The sequence below is a fragment of the Methanohalophilus sp. DAL1 genome (assembly GCF_001683555.1).
In the GTDB taxonomy this organism is placed as follows: Archaea; Halobacteriota; Methanosarcinia; order Methanosarcinales; family Methanosarcinaceae; genus Methanohalophilus; species Methanohalophilus euhalobius.
Map to the genome: position 1 here is coordinate 31,256 of NZ_MAFX01000005.1, position 17,580 is coordinate 48,835.

A 17,580-nucleotide genomic window follows, 5' to 3' on the forward strand; every position below is an offset into this window, starting at 1 on the left:
TATGAACTCATCAATTGGTTTCAGGACAAAATCGTCTGCACAATTATTGAAGGCCCTGATTTTATCTTCCCTGTTGTTTATGGCTGTTGGATTCCCACATGCCGTTTTTGCCGGAAATCAGACATTTCCAGCTGTTACCCACAAGATCCATTCGGTCTGCCGTTTTTAAAGCTTCAAGAATATATTTACGATTTCGTTTGTCCCTGTAATGGAGGATTGTGCGCTGGATTTTCTTGTCTCTTCGTGATGTAGCAACTTCTATATTTTCCCCTGTGAAGGGATCAATTCCGGTATGATACATGCAGGTGGATGCTGTCATGGGGGTTGGTGTGAAATCCTGGACCTGCTCACTATAAAGTTTATTATCACGTATGTATTCGGCAGTTTCGATCATCTCTTTTAGCCCGCAACCCGGATGGCCGGACATGAGATATGTCTGGAGGTATTGCTCTTTGCCCAGTTTCTTGTTGATTGCTGAATACATTTCCACAAACTTTTCAAAAACATCCCTGCCGGGTTTTCTCATGCTGTCGGTGACTTTTTTTGAATAATGCTCCGGTGCCACAGCAAGTCTTCCACTGACATGCTTTTTACATATCATTTCCAGATACTCAGGTTGGGTCAGGGCAAGGTCGTAGCGCACACCGTAGGTTATGAATACCTTTTTCACCCCCGGAATTTGTTCCAGGCGATTTAGTAGTTCCATGTTTTTGCTGTGGTCAGTATTCATTGAGGGACAGACCTTGGGGTAGAGGCAGAACTTGTCGGTACACACGCCCTTGCTTTTCCATTGGGGGCATTCCATTGAATACATATTTGCGGTGGGTCCTCCCACTCCATTGATATTTCCCTTGAAATCTTTCATTTTGGTGAGGCTTTTTGCCTCTCTTAAGAGTGATTCAATACTCCTGGAATTAACCATGCGGCCCTGATGGTGGGCGATGGCGCAGAAAGAGCATGCACCAAAGCAACCCCTGTGGGTAGTGAGGGAGAAGCGCACCGGCTCAATAGCAGGGATATCTTCTTTGTAAGCGGGGTGTTTTTGTCTTGTGTAAGGTAACTCATAAACCTCATCCAGTTTTTGGGTTTCAAGAGGTTTTGCCGGAGGGTTCTGGACAATGATAGTTTTGGGGTGGGGTTGGACCAGTACTTTCCCATTTCCCGGATTTTGCTGCTGCCAGAGGGTTCTGTAATTTCTGGCAAAGGCTTCCTTTTCTTCTGAAACCGTAGTGTAGGATTCCAGTTCGATATAATACATGCCTTTAAGTTCTTCTTTCCAGCTCTTCACCGGGGTTTTCCAGACGGTACCGGGAATGTCCTTTATTTGTTTGATATCTTCTCCTGCCTGTAATCTGCGTGCGATTTCTTCTGTCTGGGTTTCGCCCATCCCATATATAAGGAGGTCTGCCGGGGCATCTGCAAGAATTGATTTCCTTACCTTTCCTGACTGGAAATCATATTGTGCAAGTCTGCGCAGGGAGGCTTCCACACCTGCAATCACAATAGGGGCATCCGGGTATGCCTGATGTATACGATTGGAATATACAATGGTCGCCCTGTCCGGTCGCATACCGGGAGTACCTCCCGAAGAATACATATCACGTTTCCGTGGTTTGAGGGATGGTGTATAGTTGGACACCATTGAGTCCATGTTGCCGGCGGTGGCGGCAAAGAAAAGTTTTGGTTTTCCAAGTTTCTTAAACTCTTCCGGTTTATCGTGAGCCGGCTGGGCTATTATTCCCACTCTGAATCCTCTGGCCTCAAGGAGGCGGCCTATCAGGGCAGCCCCGAAGGAAGGGTGATCAACGTATGCATCGCCTGTCACTATGATTATGTCAAGGGTGTCCCATCCCCTCTGATGCATTTCTTTTTTTGACATGGGGAGGGGCTTTGATGTTTTCTTATCGTGTTTCATTGTTATGGATCACCATATGGTTCGGGATGCACGCATTGAAAGCTGGATCTGGCGGTTGGCATCTCTTTTTACCACCGGTCCATGGCCCGGATAGAGGGTTTCTACATCTATTTCTGCCAGTTTTTCGATTGATTCGGTGAGTTGCCTGGCTGAGCCGCCTTCAAAATCCGTGCGTCCAAATCCGCCGGATGCAAAGACTGTGTCTCCCGAGAACAGGCTTTTGGAAAAAGGTTCGTAGAGACATATGCCTCCCGGAGTGTGGCCGGGTGTGTGGATTATCTGAAGGGCTTCGATTTCGTCTAATTTGATCATATCCCCATCTTCATAGAGGATATCCGGCTCAATAGCAGGCGCTTTTTGCCCAAAGAATGTTGATACGCTTCCCATATCATCCGCGAGCATGGCCCCATCTGCCCTGTGGACACCGACCTTTGCCCCGCTGAGTTCCACAAGCAGGGGTACAGCTGCTGTATGATCATAGTGGCAGTGGGTCAGGATTATCAGTTCCAGTTTATTGAGGTCTATATGACTTTCAATTTCCCGGGCAAGTCTTTCTCCATTCAGGCCGGTATCGATGAGGATACTGTCATTTATAAGGTAGGAGTTTGCATCATTGGTAGTGGCATTGCATTGTATGACTTTCATGTAAATCCCTTTAGATTTTGAATGCGTTATAGGTATTTTTCCGTGTGATTTCTGCCACATCGGCAGGTTCCATGTCCTTTATTTCTGCGATTGTATTTATGGAATCGACCAGGAACTTGGGTTCATTGCGGCCTTTACGCGGTGAAAGATAAGGGCTGTCTGTTTCTATCAGCATAAGTTCTTCAGGTACGGTGGCAGCGATCTCTTTGTGATGGCTGGAGAAGCAAACCAGGGTAGGTATGGATATGTAGTGGCCGGCATCAGTTATTTTTTTCATTGTCTCTAAGGAGCCGCCATAGCAGTGGAAGATTACTGTGTCGAGATGACCTGCCATTGCAAGCGCTTCATCTTCGGCATCCCTGCCATGGATAACCAGGGGTTTTGCATGATTCTCTGCAATCGTGATGACCTGTTTAAATACTTCCCTCTGTTTTTTACGTAGAGTTTCATCGGTGCAGTGATAATAGTCCATCCCTGCTTCTCCAATGCCGATAGCCTGGGGGGCATACTCATCAAGCTGGGAAAGGACTTCCGGTACCCTGTCTTTATCGGGATTGGTGGCAAGCATGGGGCTTAACCCTATTGTTGGGTGGATGCAGTAATGGGTTTTGGCCAGTTCAAGGGTTGAAAAGTTGGTTTTCAGGTCAACACCCGAATTGATCATTTCTCCTGCCCCGGCTTCCTGTGCACGGAGGATGACTTCTTCACGATCCTTGTTGAACTTGGAAAAATCAAGATGGCAGTGTGAATCTATAAAATAAGGTGACATGTTCCTCACTTCTGGAGGAGCATGTTAATAGCGGTTACGAGTGCTTCAACGGATGCATATACAATATCTGCACTTGCAGAACGTGCGGATACTATCCGTCCGTTTTCATCCTGTACGCCGACTATTACCTCTGCAACGGCATCCGATCCTCCGGTTATTGCTTCAATACGGAAGTCATGGATACTGATGTTTGCGTGTTCACCGATTATTCCTGTAACTGCTTTCAGTGCCGCGTCGACCGGCCCGATTCCGATATTGGAGAGTACTCTCTCCTCATCGTTAACCAGTGCTTTCACAACTGCTGTGGGTGTTGTGACGTTACCCGTCATTACAGACAGCTCTTTGAGGTCGATTGCAGGCTTGCCCATTGGTTTGTGCATGACTGCACAGGCAATCGCGTAAAGGTCAGCATCTGTCAGTCGTTTGCCCTTGTCTGCTATTGTTTTTACCTTTTCAATGATGTGATTGAGTTGTTCATCATTGGGGTTAAGGTTGGCAGCTTCAAGGGATCTGCGTACTGCATGTTTGCCGGCATGTTTGCCCAGTACGATACGGCGCGTGTGGCCCACCATCTCCGGAGTCATTATGCCCGGTTCGAAGGTGTCAGAATTTTCGAGGACGCCGTGGGTATGAATTCCTGATTCATGCGCAAACGCATTCTCACCAACCACCGGTCGATGGGCTGTGATTGGAACCGTGGTGTAGCGCTCGACCATACGTGCAGTTTCAACCACATATTCAGTATTGATATTCAGACTGGCACCGTATATGGATTTGAGGCTCATAACCGTTTCCGCCAGGTCTGCATTGCCGGCTCTTTCACCAAGACCGTTTACCGTCACCTGCGCCTGGTTGGCGCCTGCTTCGATTGCCATCAGGCTGTTTGCCACAGCAAGCCCGAAGTCGTTGTGGCAGTGTGTGTCTATCGGTATACTGATCTCTTGGCGAAGGTCACTTATCAGGTTGTACATGCCCGACGGGGACATGACACCCACGGTGTCTGGCACGTTAATAATGTCGCAACCTGCTTCTTCTGCTGCCCTGTAGATTGCTACCAGGTAGTTAAGGTCGGTTCGGGTGGCATCCATGGCAGAAAACATGCATCTCAGTCCGTGATCTTTTACGTATCCCACGGCCTGGGTGGCCATTTGTTGCACCTCTTCACGACTTTTGCGTATGGTGTGTTCCCTCTGGATGTCCGATGTGGAGACGAAGGTGTGTACCATGTCCACTCCTGCGTCTATACAGGCGTCGATATCTTTTGTGAGTACCCTGGCAAGGCCACAGACCTCTGAAGTTAGACCTGCATCGGCTATGGATTTAACCGAATCCTTGTCTCCTTCGGATGCAATTGGAAAACCTGCTTCAATCGTATCTACCCCAAGTTTGTCAAGCTGCTTTGCAATATTGAGCTTCTGTTTTGGGGTCAGGGATACACTAGGGGTCTGTTCCCCGTCGCGAAGAGTAGTATCAAAAATGGTTATTTCTTTATTTCTAATCGATTCAGCGCTGTAAAAAGCGATCCCTCAGTTTGTTCTTCGCATACATGATAATTCCTGCAAGCCACTTTGTTTTTCTACTATTTATATTTGCGTGTTATTTATGGTTTAATTCCGGAAATCTATGTGAGATGTCCCGCCACGAAATCTATATATACTATGATGGTATCTTAGGGCTGCTTTCGATGACCTGTTTCATGCGCGAACCTTCCTGGTTTGCCGTGTGAAATGTTCCGGTCTGGCCGGAACATAAGGTTTATATACCAGAAGCAATATTCATGAGTTCCCGCACAGAACGTGTGTGGGAGAATAAATCACCTTCATATTCATGGAGACAGGAGATAACAATTCTGTCTGACTCACGCAATGGCAGTTCGGTGAATTCTGATCGTTAGTATTAAGAATTCACTGTGCAGGGCCTTTAATCAGCATCCATGTTGTTTAACAGGTACCCTGCCAACAATATCCTTTAACCTTCAAAAGGTGTGCTAGAAATATCATATAATTCTGGTTGATCCTGCCAGAGGTTACTGCTATCGGTGTTCGACTAAGCCATGCTAGTTAAATGTTCTTCGTGAACATAGCGGACTGCTCAGTAACACGTGGACAATCTGCCCTTGGGTTCAGCATAACCCCGGGAAACTGGGGATAATTCTGAATAGATCACATATGCTGGAATGCTTTGTGATTAAAAGATCCGTCGCCCAAGGATGGGTCTGCGGCCTATCAGGTTGTAGTGGGTCTAGAGTACCTACTAGCCAACGACGGGTACGGGTTGTGAGAGCAAGAGCCCGGAGATGGATTCTGAGACATTAATCCAGGCCCTACGGGGCGCAGCAGGCGCGAAACCTTTACACTGCGGGAAACCGCGATAAGGGGACACCGAGTGCCAGCATACAATGCTGGCTGTCCACATGTGTAAATAGCATGTGATAGCAAGGGCCGGGCAAGACCGGTGCCAGCCGCCGCGGTAACACCGGCGGCCCGAGTGGTAATCACTATTATTGGGTCTAAAGGGTCCGTAGCCGGTTTAATCAGTCTTCCGGGAAATCTGACAGCTCAACTGTTAGGCTACCGGGGGATACTGTTAGACTTGGGACCGGGAGAGGTAAGAGGTACTACAGGGGTAGGAGTGAAATCTTGTAATCCCTGTGGGACCACCAGTGGCGAAGGCGTCTTACCAGAACGGGTCCGACGGTGAGGGACGAAAGCTGGGGGCACGAACCGGATTAGATACCCGGGTAGTCCCAGCCGTAAACGATGCTCGCTAGGTGTCTGGAATGGTGCGACCGTTTCAGGTGCCGCAGGGAAGCCGTGAAGCGAGCCACCTGGGAAGTACGGCCGCAAGGCTGAAACTTAAAGGAATTGGCGGGGGAGCACTACAACGGGTGGAGCCTGCGGTTTAATTGGACTCAACGCCGGACAACTCACCGGGGGCGACAGCAATATGTAGGTCAAGCTAAAGACTTTACCTGAATCGCTGAGAGGAGGTGCATGGCCGTCGTCAGTTCGTACTGTGAAGCATCCTGTTAAGTCAGGCAACGAGCGAGACCCGTGCCCACTGTTGCCAGCATATCCTTTTTGGATGATGGGTACTCTGTGGGGACCGCCGATGCTAAATCGGAGGAAGGTGCGGGCTACGGTAGGTCAGTATGCCCCGAATCTCCCGGGCTACACGCGGGCTACAATGGTTGGGACAATGGGCTCCTACACTGAAAAGTGACGGTAATCTCATAAACCCAGCCGTAGTTCGAATTGAGGGCTGAAACCCGCCCTCATGAAGCTGGAATCCGTAGTAATCGCGTTTCAATATAGCGCGGTGAATACGTCCCTGCTCCTTGCACACACCGCCCGTCAAACCACCCGAGTGAGGTATGGGTGAGGGCGCGGACTTTAGTGCTGCGTTCGAACCTAAATTTCGCAAGGGGGGTTAAGTCGTAACAAGGTAGCCGTAGGGGAATCTGCGGCTGGATCACCTCCTAAGCAAAAAAACTTTCGATCAGAAACCGAAAAACTGCCATTGCAATCATATAATCCAACATCGTTGGGATACCAAGGGCTTGTAGATCAGTTGGAAGATCGCTGCCTTTGCAAGGCAGAGGCCCTGGGTTCGAATCCCAGCAAGTCCATATTTAATGCACCAGGCAAGTAATTTTGCCCGGGAAGGATGGATGTGCTCTTTCTGACCAGGAAGAGCACGATGAGATCGTGTATAAGTTGCATACCTGACGCTTACTGGAGTAAGCAAACGGATAATGGCATTTATGCCAGCAGGTGAATGGCTCGGCTCAAGGACCGATGAAGGACGTGTCAAGCTGCGATATGCCCCGGGTAGGCGCATGAAGCCTATGAACCGGGGATCTCCTAATGAGACCTCTTGACCTTATGGTCGATCAGTAATGATCGGGAACGTTCCGAATTGAAACATCTTAGTAGGAACCGGAAAAGAAATCGAAGAGATGCCGCTAGTAACGGCGAGTGAACACGGCAAAGTTCAAACCGAATCCCTCTGGGAACAGAAGGGACATGTGGTGTGGAAGGACTTTTCCAAGGATCCCCTCTCACAGAGACCGAATTTGACTGGAACGTCAAACCACAGAGTGTGATAGTCACGTAGGTTAATGTGAACGGATCTGGAATTGTTCCAGAGTACCGTGCGTTGGATATCGCGCGGGAACCCGGGAGGCATCAACTTCCAAAACTAAATATCTCTTGAGACCGATAGTGAACTAGTAGGGTGACCGAAAACTGAAAAGTACCCCAAAAAGGGAGGTTCAAAGTGCCTGAAACCTGTTGGTTATGGAACGATATGGCATGAAAGGATCTGCGAAATGAAGGAAACAGTCGCGAGGCTGCTGTACGAGTTTCGTTGCCGATGTCATATCTTACGTTTTGAAGAACGGGCCAGGGAGTGTATTTCAATGGCGAAGGCTAACCGAAAGGGGAGCCGAAGCGAAAGCAACAAGCATGCAGTCTTCGGACAAGATGCGGCGTATACAAGTGCGTGGAGTCATTGGAATACGACCCGAAGCCGGGTGATCTAGGCGTGGGCAGGTTGAAGCGTGGCGAAAGCTACGTGGAGGACCGCAAGCGGTACTGACCTGCAAATCGTTCGTGTGACCTGCGTCTTGGAGTGAAAGGCTAATCAAACCCGGCATCAGCTGGTTCCTTCCAAAACATGTCGTAGCATGACCTAACCGGAGATAGTCGGTGGTGTAGAGCACTGATTGGGGATCCCGGGGGAGAAATCCCTCGCTCCCCTGTCAAACTCCAAAACCACCGTCGTCTGAGAAAGTTGGAGTCCGGGCTACTGGGGTAAGCTTGTAGTCCGTAAGGGAGAGAACCCAGCCCGTGGTTAAGGTCCCTAAGTGTCGACTAAGTGTTAAAGATAAAGGGTGTCCCAGGCCCTAAACAGCTGGAAGGTTAGCTTAGAAGCAGCTACCCTTTAAAGAGTGCGTAACAGCCCACCAGTCGAGGTCTGGGGCCCCGAAAATGGACGGGGCTCAAGTCGACCACCGATACCACGGAGTACCGAAAGGTAATCTTGTAGGAAGGCGTTGCGTTCGGGCAGAAGCAGGGTTGTGAAGTCCTGTGGACCGTACGGAAACGAAAATCCTGGTAATAGTAGCAGCATAGTCAGGTGAGAATCCTGACCGCCGAAGGGGCCAGGTTTCCTCGGCAATGATCGTCAGCCGAGGGTTAGTCGGTCCTAAGACGTACCGTAATTCGAGTACGCCAAAAGGGAAACAGGTTAATATTCCTGTACCGTTTAGCACTAAACTGACGTCTCAGGGCAGGTTGAGCAGCGTTGTCGCGCTGTCTAAGCATCGAAACCCGTGGAGAGCCGTAATGGCGAGAAGCGGGCGAATATGTTATTGCGAAAGTCAACTGCACCCCGGGACCCGTGAAAAGGAAGCTAAACGACCGTACCAAGATCTGACACTGGTGCCCCTAGCTGAAAAGGCTAAGGCGTGTCGGAATTAATCTGGCTAAGGGAATTCGGCAAATTGGCTCCGTAACTTCGGGAGAAGGAGTGCCTGCCATGAAGATGGCAGGTCGCAGTGACCAGGGAGCTCTAACTGTCTAATACCAACATAGGAGATCGCAAACCCGAAAGGGCTAGTACGATCTCTGAATCCTGCCCAGTGCGGGTACCTGAAACTTCGGTCCAACGGAAAGAAGGGCCCGTAAACGGCGGGGGTAACTATGACCCTCTTAAGGTAGCGTAGTACCTTGTCGCTTAATTGGCGACTCGCATGAATGGATCAATGAGAGCTCTACTGTCCCTAGCCAGAATCCGGTGAAGCTTACATTCTAGTGCAAAGTCTAGAGACCTCTAGGGGGAAGTGAAGACCCCGTGGAGCTTTACTGCAGCCTGTCGTTGGGTTGTGATTTCGGATGTACAGTGTAGGTAGGAGGCATCGAAGCCCGTGCGCCAGCATGGGTGGAGCCGTCAATGGGACACTACCCTTCTGAAGTCGCGACCCTAACTCCGCAAGGAGGACCCCGATAGGTGGGCAGTTTGCCTGGGGCGGGACGCCCTTGAAAAGATATCAAGGGCGCGCAATGGTTGACTCAAGTGGGTCGGAAACCTGCTGAAGAGTGCAAGAGCATAAGTCAGCCTGACGCGATTTAGCATAGCAATGGATCGCGAGACGAAAGTCGGTTCTAGCGAACCTTTATGTCCTGCTTGATGCGGGCTAAAGCTGACAGAAAAGTTACCCCGGGGATAATTGTGTCGTTGCCGGCAAGAGCACATATCGACCCGGCAGCTTGCTACCTCGATGTCGGTTCTTTCCATCCTGGCCGTGCAGCAGCGGCCAAGGGTGAGGTTGTTCGCCTATTAAAGGAGATCGTGAGCTGGGTTTAGACCGTCGTGAGACAGGTCGGTTACTATCTACTAGAGGTGTATGTGGTCTGAAGGTAAGTTGCTTTTAGTACGAGAGGAACAGGGCAACGGCGTCTCTGGTCGATCGGTTGTCTGACAAGGCAGTGCCGAGCAGCTACGCGCCAAAGAATAAGAGCTGAAAGCATCTAAGCTCGAAATCCAACCTGAAAAGAGACCACTGTAAGGATGCCGGTAAAAGACCGGTTTAATAGGATCGGGATGTAAGCACTAAGGAAACGAGGTGTTAAGTCCGCGGTTACTAATAATCCGTGCCGCTTCCAATTGCTTATTCCAGGCGAAATCAGGTATGTAATGCATAAATACACGGTCCGATGAAACGCAAAGTTTATGACGGTTGCGTCATATGAATACGCTTCGCACATGACCAATGTGCCAAGGTGGCGGAGCGGCTACGCAATCGCCTGCAGAGCGATTCCATCCCGGTTCGAATCCGGGCCTTGGCTTTCATCCATCTCATATAAGTTGAGGACAGCGGCCATAGCGGCAGGGTAACTCCTGTACCCATCCCGAACACAGAAGATAAGCCTGCCAGCGTTGTATACTGTACTAAAGTGCGAGAGCCTTTGGGAACTATGCATCGCTGCTGACTCAACTTATTGACTTTTACTAATTCTCTATATTTTTTCTTAATTATGCTATCTGCAATATCTTTCCTCCTATTATCAACTCGCTAGGTAAATCAATACCAAATCTCCAATTTTATTACAGCCTGATGTTGAAGGGAAGATTAGAGGAAGAGGATTTAGATAGATTGGATATAGAACTATCTTTAAACTAGGGGTAGTTTCGTGACAATATCATCAATTATTTTTGTTTATAATGCAGATAGTGGACTGTTGAATGAGATGAAAGATTATGTCCATAAAATAGTTTCTATATCTTCTGATGAAATGAATAAACGGAACTGGCAGTAATGTAGGTAGGATCTGTTGCCTATCCAGTAGGTTTTACTGTGTAACTTTCGTGAAAGTAATTATTGAGGACAATTCTCAACAAATCCTTGGGATTCACATTATAGGGCTTCAGGTATCCGTACTTATACATCAGATAATTCCCTTGATGTATGTGGATGGCCCCCAGACTCATCCGCTTGTACATTCAATGGATATACATCCTTCCCTGAGTGAAGTTGTAAAAAGAGCTTTTTATTATCAATACTCCATAGGGGAGTATCATATGATCGTTAAGGAAAAAGAGCTTGAAAAATCCTAAAATCGGAAGACTGCCCTCCTTTTTTAGGAGGACAGCTGCATAATTGCTTCGGCCAAGTCGCCGTTGGCATTTTTGAGAGTTTCTTTTGCTTTTTCTTCAGACACACCTGTTTGTTCGGTAACAAGTCTGACATCATCCTCTGGGATTTCAACTTCCCTTGCTACTTCCTCAGGAGTGCCGACGATCTGGTATGTGTCGACTCCCTGTGCATTCATTATGCTTACGTTTGCATCATTGAATACAATATCTTTGTCAGGGGTACGGATGATTACCTGCTCCACATCGGAAATTTCATCTACACTAATTCCCATCTGTTTCATCATCTGTTTCATCTTTTTTGGGTTCATACCCTTGCCGCCCATTCCTGGAATCATATATCATATCTCCTTTAAAGGATGATGTCTATTACTTGCAGTTATATATAAATTAGTGGCAGCCACTGCCGCATGAACTGCATCCACTCATTTCACTGGGATTGTCGATGACAAATCCATTGCCTTGAGGGGTTTCTATGAAGTCGACTGTGGCTTCGGAAAGTTCTTCATTGATGTCATTTGCCATCACGATCTTGATTTCTTTGTCGGTGACAGTAACATCATCTTCTTTGGTTTCATTGTCAAGTGCCATACCGTACTGTACACCACTGCAACCCATCCCTGCGACAAAAATTCTCAATGCGTGGTCTTTCTTGTCTTCCGATTCCATCAGGGTTGTAAGTTCTGTTGCTGCTTTTTCTGTTATCTCTATCATGTGTTTTCTCCTTTAAGGGTTCGCTATGGTTACCATTAGCATTGGGTTATATATATAAATTTTTCCTATAAATATTGTTCGCTCAAATAGGAACGATTTACATTATTTCCACATCATTATCGACCGGATTCAACAATACTTCCCCATTAGTAGCGTTTATATCCACCGAATTCCTTTTACCCTTTGCTTCCCATACGGGCAAATACACCATCTCAATTTTCATCTCAATCTCTTTTTTGGAAGGAGAAATCCGTTTGTGTTCGGAAATTATAGCTTCACCTATAGTGTTATCGAATTTGACATCCCTGGTGTACTGATCAATTATTCTTTCAAAGATGGCTTTGGTGGCCTCTTCTTTTGTAACAATTGGGGCTTTGACCTCATAGTCGTTGACTTCTACCTCTGTCTGATTACTTATTTCAGGCAGCTCTAAATCCTCAAAAATTTCATTCATTGAGTTAAAGTATCCCTCTCCATCGCCTTCTATGTCTATTATCTTGGATCTGAATTGTCTCTGTGCCTGAATCTCATAAGTATATTTCCACAAAGGTACAAACTTGAGTGCCGCATTTGTGACATCTCTTTGATGTGGTTTTGCAATTGAGATCGCACGCTCTCCGGTAATATTCACAGGGGCACTGCGCAGGTCGATCACCTTGTTTTCAACTGAAGGTATTGTTTCAACATCAGATTTCACTTCAGGTTTGCTTTCAATTGTTCTATTTTCCACTTCATTCTTGGTGCCAGTAAACACATTTGGTTTCTTTTTCTTGTCATCAGCGATGATATATTCTTCCGTGGCTTTTTCTACAGGGGCACTTTGTTTTCCCAGTTCAATACTTTCCCCCTCGATGTCTGCCAGCACAGCGTTACCGATCTGGTATGCAAGTTCTTCCCTGTCCCATACAATAACCCCCTTTTTCTTTGCATATTCAATTTGTTCCTCAGGAGCATTTCCTGGTGTTACTATAAGGCCGGCCCCATCGCGGATGTTGTATGCAAAATCTTCAATATATGATGTATTCAGGAGATTGCTGAATTTTATGTACATTTTTTTTTCATCTTTTTCTGCGATTAAGTCAGCGATACTGGAGTCCACTATCCTGTATCCAGATGATGTGAAAATGTCCTTCAATATTTGTGTAACGTTTTGTTTCATATTTCCACCAATTTATATTATTAATTATTAAGTGCCCCGGTAGTAGTTTCAAGTTCAATTCCCTTCTCGGTTGCATTGTAGGGAATCGTCCGGTTTAAGGGGATCATACCTCTCATCTTGCGAATCAATATGGATCTTTCTATCTCGCTTCCCCTTTTCCGCATTCTGAATTCAATGACACCGTCACAGACATTTTTCAGATTATTTTCAACTATATTGTCATGCATGCCAGCGGTCATTGTTATTAGATGGACGGCACCTGTAGCTTTTCCTACAGATGATATTATCTCAATTGTATCTACTACATTATTAAGCTCATAAGCTCGCAGGAAATAAGATATGGAATCTATAATTCCCCTGTATTTTTCTTTTCTCTCTTGTGTAGCAGTTGCTTTGAGAAGATTCATAGGATCGGTATCTTGTTTTATGAAATCTTTCGCAGAAAGGGATTCTGAATATGATTTTGGGAGAACATTATAAAAGCGAAGGCTGTAGGTGTCTACGAAATTCATAGTTCCGCTTTCAATGTAATCTTCTATGTTCCATCCAAAAATTTTCATTTCAGAGGTTATTTCGGAGACCGGTTGTTCTGATGTCAGGTAATAAACATTTTCCTCATCAGTTAGCCCCCCATAAGCAAACTGCTGGGCAAATATTTCAGAGCTGGCTCCGGGTTCTGCAAGTAAAAGAATCGTACTTCCCCCGGGCACTCCTCCCCCCAGTTGCACATCAAGTCCCAGCATTCCTGTACGTAATTTTTGTGCCCTGTTTTCATTAAAAGCGTAATCCATGTAATCACCCAATATTAATTATAAATTTAAATCTCCAATCTTTTTATATATTCATTCCTCTTAGTTTTTATAGTTATAGTTTTATTTACGGTGATTCGATGATAACTTTAGATGACCTGAAATTCAAAGATAACCTTATTCCGGCAATTGTGCAGGATCATGAGAACGGGGATGTATTGATGTTTGCATACATGAATCGTGAATCTCTTAAAAAAACCCTTGATAGCGGTATTGCACACTACTGGAGCCGCAGTCGTGGGAAGTTGTGGAAAAAGGGGGAGAGTTCCGGGAACATTCAACATGTAAAGGACATTCTTGTGGATTGTGATATGGACACCCTGCTTTTGAAAGTAAGGCAGGATGGGGGTGCATGTCATGTGGGTTACAGGTCATGCTTTTACAGGAATATTACTGGAGATATAGTGGGTAAAAAGGTCTTTGATCCCGACGATGTCTACTGATCCGTACTCATGATGCAATTAAATTAAATATCTTCGTATCATAGCAATAATTATGGATAATCCTAAAGCTCTGAAGATCGTACCCGATACAAGCGTAGTTATAGATGGTCGTATTTCCCAAAAGGTGAAGGAGGGAGAGTACAGGGGAGCAAAGCTTCTGATCCCCGAAGCTGTAGTGGCCGAATTGGAAGCCCAGGCAAACAGGGGGCTTGAGATTGGGCAAACGGGGCTGGAAGAACTTAACCAGCTTAATCAGTTTGAACAGGAAGGTCTTATAGAGCTTGATTTTGTGGGCGAGCGCCCCAGTCTTGAGCAGGTGCAACTTGCAAAGGGAGGGGAAATAGATGCCCTTATACGATCAACTGCAGAGGATTTTGATGCACTTTTTGTCACGGGGGACAGACTCCAGGCGGACTTTGGTCGTGCCAGGGGACTGGAGGTGGAGTACATTCATCCACCTTCGGCTGAGTTTATTCCTCTGCACATAGAGAATTTCTTCACTGATGACACGATGTCGTTACACCTGAAAAACAAAGTATCCCCAATGGCCAAAAGAGGCAGTATAGGGGATGTGAGATTTGAAAAAATCCGTGATGAACCCTGCAGCTATGGTGAACTGCATCAAATGTCCAGAGAACTTCTGGAGAGGGCCCGGGCTGACAATGAATCTTTCATTGAAATGTCTACGGGAGGAGCTTCCGTTCTGCAGATTCGCAATATGAGGATTGCTATTTCCCAGACACCCTTCTCGGATGATATTGAAATTACCGCTGTGCGTCCGGTAGCTTCTGTGAAATTCGATGAATACAGGCTCAGTGAGCAGCTTAAGGAACGTGTGGATATGCAGAGAGGCGTCCTGATCTCAGGCCCTCCCGGTGCGGGAAAATCAACTTTTGCAGCCGGGCTTGCTATATATTTGCATGAAAGTGGTTATGTTGTAAAGACTATGGAATCCCCCCGGGATCTTCAGGTGCCTCGTGAGATTACCCAGTATGCTCCGCTGGACGATGATATGGCCAATACGGCAGATGTCCTCTTGCTTGTGAGGCCGGATTATACGATTTATGATGAGGTAAGAAAAAGTCGGGATTTCGGTATTTTTGCTGACATGAGGCTTGCTGGGGTTGGCATGGTCGGTGTAGTACATGCCAACAGGGCAGTAGATGCCGTACAGCGTCTGATAGGAAGGGTTGAGCTGGGCGTGATTCCGCAGGTAGTGGATACAGTTGTATTTATTGAAAAAGGAGAAGTTGCAAAGGTCCAGATACTGGATTTCACTGTAAAGGTTCCTTCTGGTATGACCGAAGCTGATCTTGCAAGACCGGTAATCACAGTGTCGGATTTTGAAACAGGCAAAGTCGAATATGAGATTTACACCTATGGTGAGCAGGTAGTTGTGATGCCTGTTGCCCTGGAATTCAAGAAACCTGCCTGGAACCTGGCCGAAGGTGAAATACGTGAGGTTGTGGAAAATTATGCCAGTGGTCCGGTAGAAGTGGAAATGATAAATGATAGTAAGGCTGTTGTGCGGGTTTTTGAACATGATGTCCCAAAAGTAATAGGAAAAGGGGGCTCTGTGATTGACCGCATTGAAAAAATGCTGGGAGTACATATCGATGTACGCCAGTTTGATGGCCAATCCAAAAGGCAAGTTCCTATGGAAGTCAGGCCGGTAGTCGAGCATACGAAGAAACATGTTGTACTTTCAGCTCCGGAACTGGCTAAGACCGATGTGGAGGTTTTTGTCGGTGAGCAATACCTTTTCACTGCAACCGTGAGCAGGCACGGGGATATCAAGGTACGTAAAGGTTCTCCGATTGCTGATGAGATTGTTGATGGCATCGGTGAGGGTTATCCGGTATTAATTAAAATATTGTAAGTTCAATTGTTATCAATTTTTGAATATATGGCATGTAGCCCTTCAAGGGTTGCATATCCTTTTTTTGATATGTAGTAATCACCTCTTTCTCCCTGCTGGACTATCATCTGTGTATCCAGGAGTTTTTGCAGGTGGAACAGGAGATTTCCTCCTCTCAGGTTGGTAATTTTGGACAGTTCTGAGAATCCTCTGGGGGTTGCTGCAAGAGCTTTTAGTATGGATAATCGTTGTTTGTTTGCCACAGGTTCGCAGATGGCAGATACTACTTCGACAGGCAATTCATCTGCCTTTTGCTCCCTGTTCTGGCGATCATATATCTGCAGGGATTGCATTACATCTACCTGCTTCCGGTAGAGGTTATTTACATGTGAGAAACACTGGTCGCACATTGGCATACCGGTCATTTTACGTAGGTTTTCTATCTCTTTCCAGTATTTTTCAATAGTTTCCTTCTTCACATCATCCTTGCTTATGAGGTAGGAGGTTTCTCCTAGCAGTTCATTGAATTTTTGTTCACAGAAGTCCCGCATCTTACAATCCTTGATCATCTTTTCCCTCAGGCACGATTCGATATCCTTGTTGATATATTCAATCAAAACTCTGGAAAAATTCTTTTTAATATCAGATGCAAGTTGTTCTACAATATTGCGGTTGGAATTTTCGAGGAAACGGTTGAATTCCTTCCTCATGGAAGTGATTTCCTGTCTAATTTCGTCAAGTTCCTGATGGTCTGGAGGGTGGTTGCTTTGTTTTTTCCTGTCATGCATGTTATTTACATTCCTATGTAAGGTTATTTTTATGTACAAATATGCTTTTAATACATTTTACTGACGATCAAGTATATATTAATATACTCCCTTTTGATAATTGGTGATATACAATGTCTGTAAAAGAAGATATACGCGCTCAGATTAAAGGCGCCCTTGAGAATGCACCGTTTCCGATAAAAACTCCTGAAGCCCTCCTGGCAGCTTTTCCTGCAGGGGCGGACACAACCTGCAAATCCGGGGATGTAGAGATTACCGCCGGCGAAGCAGGCGGCTTGCTCAAGGAAAGCGATTTCCCGTTTACCAGTGCCCAACAGGTAGCTGATTTACTTGTTGACAGGGCAGGCCTGTAAATCAGGGGATCATATCAATCCCCTCTTTTTTGATTCATCTTCGTGTCTTTTTTACCCGGCAAACCATCATCCTAATATAGAATTGCCAACAATTTACACAGCCAGGAGTTATAGTTATGAGAGTCTCTATTGTAGGTTCAGGTTATGTGGGTTCGGTTACAGCAGCCTGTTTTGCTGAACTTGGTCATGAAGTGATATGTATAGACATTGATGAAGAAAGGGTAAGGCAACTCAATGATGGTTATCCCCCTGTCTGGGAAGAGGGGTTGGAAGACCTTATGAACAAACATGTGGGCAAACGCCTGATCGCCACTTCTGATTATGATTATGCTGTACAGAACTCGGATATATCTTTTATTTGTGTGGGCACCCCTTCCTCAGATAACGGTGAGATTGACCTTTCGATAGTCGCCGCTGCAAGTAAGAGTCTTGGGGAATCAATTGGGTCCAAAAATGCTTATCATACCGTAG

14 protein-coding genes, 2 tRNA genes and 3 rRNA genes are annotated in these 17,580 nt (G+C 46.4%); 10 read left to right on the forward strand and 9 right to left on the reverse strand.

Going from position 1 to position 17,580, the window contains the following annotated elements; genetic code table 11:
- Nucleotides 1-61 precede the first annotated feature (61 nt).
- The 4 genes from A9957_RS01460 to A9957_RS01475 are packed head-to-tail and all read right to left on the reverse strand — an operon-like array spanning nt 62 to nt 4,828.
- Nucleotides 62-1,915 (reverse strand): YgiQ family radical SAM protein, encoded by a 1,854-nt coding sequence (locus A9957_RS01460; RefSeq protein ID WP_292342939.1) that lies wholly within the window; start codon nt 1,913-1,915, stop codon nt 62-64.
- Between the two features lie 9 nt (nt 1,916-1,924).
- Entirely contained in the window at nt 1,925-2,560 is a 636-nt protein-coding gene (locus A9957_RS01465) for an MBL fold metallo-hydrolase (protein ID WP_105460924.1), read from the reverse strand.
- 10 nt (nt 2,561-2,570) lie between these two features.
- Nucleotides 2,571-3,329 (reverse strand): TatD family hydrolase, encoded by a 759-nt coding sequence (locus tag A9957_RS01470; RefSeq protein WP_292342941.1) that lies wholly within the window; start codon nt 3,327-3,329, stop codon nt 2,571-2,573.
- Between the two features lie 5 nt (nt 3,330-3,334).
- Nucleotides 3,335-4,828, reverse strand: a complete 1,494-nt coding sequence (locus A9957_RS01475; RefSeq protein WP_292342949.1) for a 2-isopropylmalate synthase — start codon at nt 4,826-4,828, stop codon at nt 3,335-3,337.
- Between the two features lie 504 nt (nt 4,829-5,332).
- Here A9957_RS01475 and A9957_RS01480 point away from each other — a divergent pair.
- The 6 genes from A9957_RS01480 (at nt 5,333) to A9957_RS01505 (ending at nt 10,949) form a co-directional block, all read left to right on the forward strand.
- Nucleotides 5,333-6,809, forward strand: a 16S ribosomal RNA gene (locus tag A9957_RS01480).
- A gap of 75 nt (nt 6,810-6,884) precedes the next feature.
- Nucleotides 6,885-6,957 (forward strand) — tRNA-Ala (locus A9957_RS01485).
- Nucleotides 6,958-7,078: 121 nt separating this feature from the next.
- Nucleotides 7,079-9,999, forward strand: a 23S ribosomal RNA gene (locus A9957_RS01490).
- 109 nt (nt 10,000-10,108) lie between these two features.
- A tRNA-Cys gene (locus A9957_RS01495) sits at nt 10,109-10,180 on the forward strand.
- Between the two features lie 24 nt (nt 10,181-10,204).
- A 5S ribosomal RNA gene (gene rrf / locus A9957_RS01500) occupies nt 10,205-10,326 on the forward strand.
- Together the 16S, 23S and 5S rRNA genes with 2 tRNA genes alongside form the textbook arrangement of a ribosomal RNA operon.
- 374 nt (nt 10,327-10,700) lie before the next feature.
- Entirely contained in the window at nt 10,701-10,949 is a 249-nt protein-coding gene (locus A9957_RS01505; protein WP_241646078.1) for a hypothetical protein, read from the forward strand.
- Between the two features lie 23 nt (nt 10,950-10,972).
- Here the strand turns inward: A9957_RS01505 and A9957_RS01510 are convergent, their stop codons facing one another.
- The 4 genes from A9957_RS01510 to A9957_RS01525 form a co-directional block, all read right to left on the reverse strand.
- Complete coding sequence (locus A9957_RS01510; RefSeq protein WP_105460220.1) at nt 10,973-11,323, reverse strand: nascent polypeptide-associated complex protein; 351 nt, start codon at nt 11,321-11,323, stop codon at nt 10,973-10,975.
- 52 nt (nt 11,324-11,375) lie between these two features.
- Nucleotides 11,376-11,699 carry an iron-sulfur cluster assembly accessory protein gene (locus A9957_RS01515; protein ID WP_105460221.1) on the reverse strand — a complete coding sequence of 108 codons (324 nt, stop codon included), beginning with the start codon at nt 11,697-11,699 and terminating at the stop codon, nt 11,376-11,378.
- Nucleotides 11,700-11,796: 97 nt separating this feature from the next.
- Nucleotides 11,797-12,858: a hypothetical protein gene (locus tag A9957_RS01520; RefSeq protein ID WP_105460222.1), complete on the reverse strand. Its 1,062-nt coding sequence runs from the start codon at nt 12,856-12,858 to the stop codon at nt 11,797-11,799.
- Between the two features lie 20 nt (nt 12,859-12,878).
- Complete coding sequence (locus A9957_RS01525; protein ID WP_292342943.1) at nt 12,879-13,649, reverse strand: RAD55 family ATPase; 771 nt, start codon at nt 13,647-13,649, stop codon at nt 12,879-12,881.
- 98 nt (nt 13,650-13,747) lie between these two features.
- On the opposite strand from A9957_RS01525, the gene hisI reads away from it, so the two are divergent.
- Nucleotides 13,748-14,110, forward strand: a complete 363-nt coding sequence (gene hisI / locus A9957_RS01530) for a phosphoribosyl-AMP cyclohydrolase (protein ID WP_105460224.1) — start codon at nt 13,748-13,750, stop codon at nt 14,108-14,110.
- 52 nt (nt 14,111-14,162) lie between these two features.
- A complete protein-coding gene (locus tag A9957_RS01535) occupies nt 14,163-15,989 on the forward strand; it encodes a PINc/VapC family ATPase (RefSeq protein ID WP_292342945.1) in 1,827 nt (608 codons plus the stop codon).
- Between the two features lie 2 nt (nt 15,990-15,991).
- Here the strand turns inward: A9957_RS01535 and A9957_RS01540 are convergent, their stop codons facing one another.
- Entirely contained in the window at nt 15,992-16,756 is a 765-nt protein-coding gene (locus A9957_RS01540; protein WP_096712134.1) for a winged helix-turn-helix domain-containing protein, read from the reverse strand.
- A gap of 113 nt (nt 16,757-16,869) precedes the next feature.
- Between A9957_RS01540 and A9957_RS01545 the strand changes: the two genes are divergently transcribed.
- A complete protein-coding gene (locus tag A9957_RS01545) occupies nt 16,870-17,109 on the forward strand; it encodes an MTH865 family protein (RefSeq protein ID WP_096712133.1) in 240 nt (79 codons plus the stop codon).
- A gap of 116 nt (nt 17,110-17,225) precedes the next feature.
- The coding region (locus tag A9957_RS01550) for a 3-hydroxyacyl-CoA dehydrogenase NAD-binding domain-containing protein (protein ID WP_292342947.1) at nt 17,226-17,580 on the forward strand (355 nt) is incomplete at its 3' end.

Excerpts from the sequence above, each read along its gene's own strand:
- A9957_RS01545 (WP_096712133.1), top strand. The coding sequence starts at position 16,870 with ATGTCTGTAAAAGAAGATATACGCGCTCAGATTAAAGGCGCCCTTGAG.
- A9957_RS01510 (WP_105460220.1), bottom strand. The coding sequence starts at position 11,323 with ATGATTCCAGGAATGGGCGGCAAGGGTATGAACCCAAAAAAGATGAAA.
- A9957_RS01515 (WP_105460221.1), bottom strand. The coding sequence starts at position 11,699 with ATGATAGAGATAACAGAAAAAGCAGCAACAGAACTTACAACCCTGATG.
- hisI (WP_105460224.1), top strand. The coding sequence starts at position 13,748 with ATGATAACTTTAGATGACCTGAAATTCAAAGATAACCTTATTCCGGCA.
- A9957_RS01520 (WP_105460222.1), bottom strand. The coding sequence starts at position 12,858 with ATGAAACAAAACGTTACACAAATATTGAAGGACATTTTCACATCATCT.
- A9957_RS01525 (WP_292342943.1), bottom strand. The coding sequence starts at position 13,649 with ATGGATTACGCTTTTAATGAAAACAGGGCACAAAAATTACGTACAGGA.
- A9957_RS01540 (WP_096712134.1), bottom strand. The coding sequence starts at position 16,756 with ATGCATGACAGGAAAAAACAAAGCAACCACCCTCCAGACCATCAGGAA.
- A9957_RS01465 (WP_105460924.1), bottom strand. The coding sequence starts at position 2,560 with ATGAAAGTCATACAATGCAATGCCACTACCAATGATGCAAACTCCTAC.
- A9957_RS01535 (WP_292342945.1), top strand. The coding sequence starts at position 14,163 with ATGGATAATCCTAAAGCTCTGAAGATCGTACCCGATACAAGCGTAGTT.
- A9957_RS01470 (WP_292342941.1), bottom strand. The coding sequence starts at position 3,329 with ATGTCACCTTATTTTATAGATTCACACTGCCATCTTGATTTTTCCAAG.
- A9957_RS01460 (WP_292342939.1), bottom strand. The coding sequence starts at position 1,915 with ATGAAACACGATAAGAAAACATCAAAGCCCCTCCCCATGTCAAAAAAA.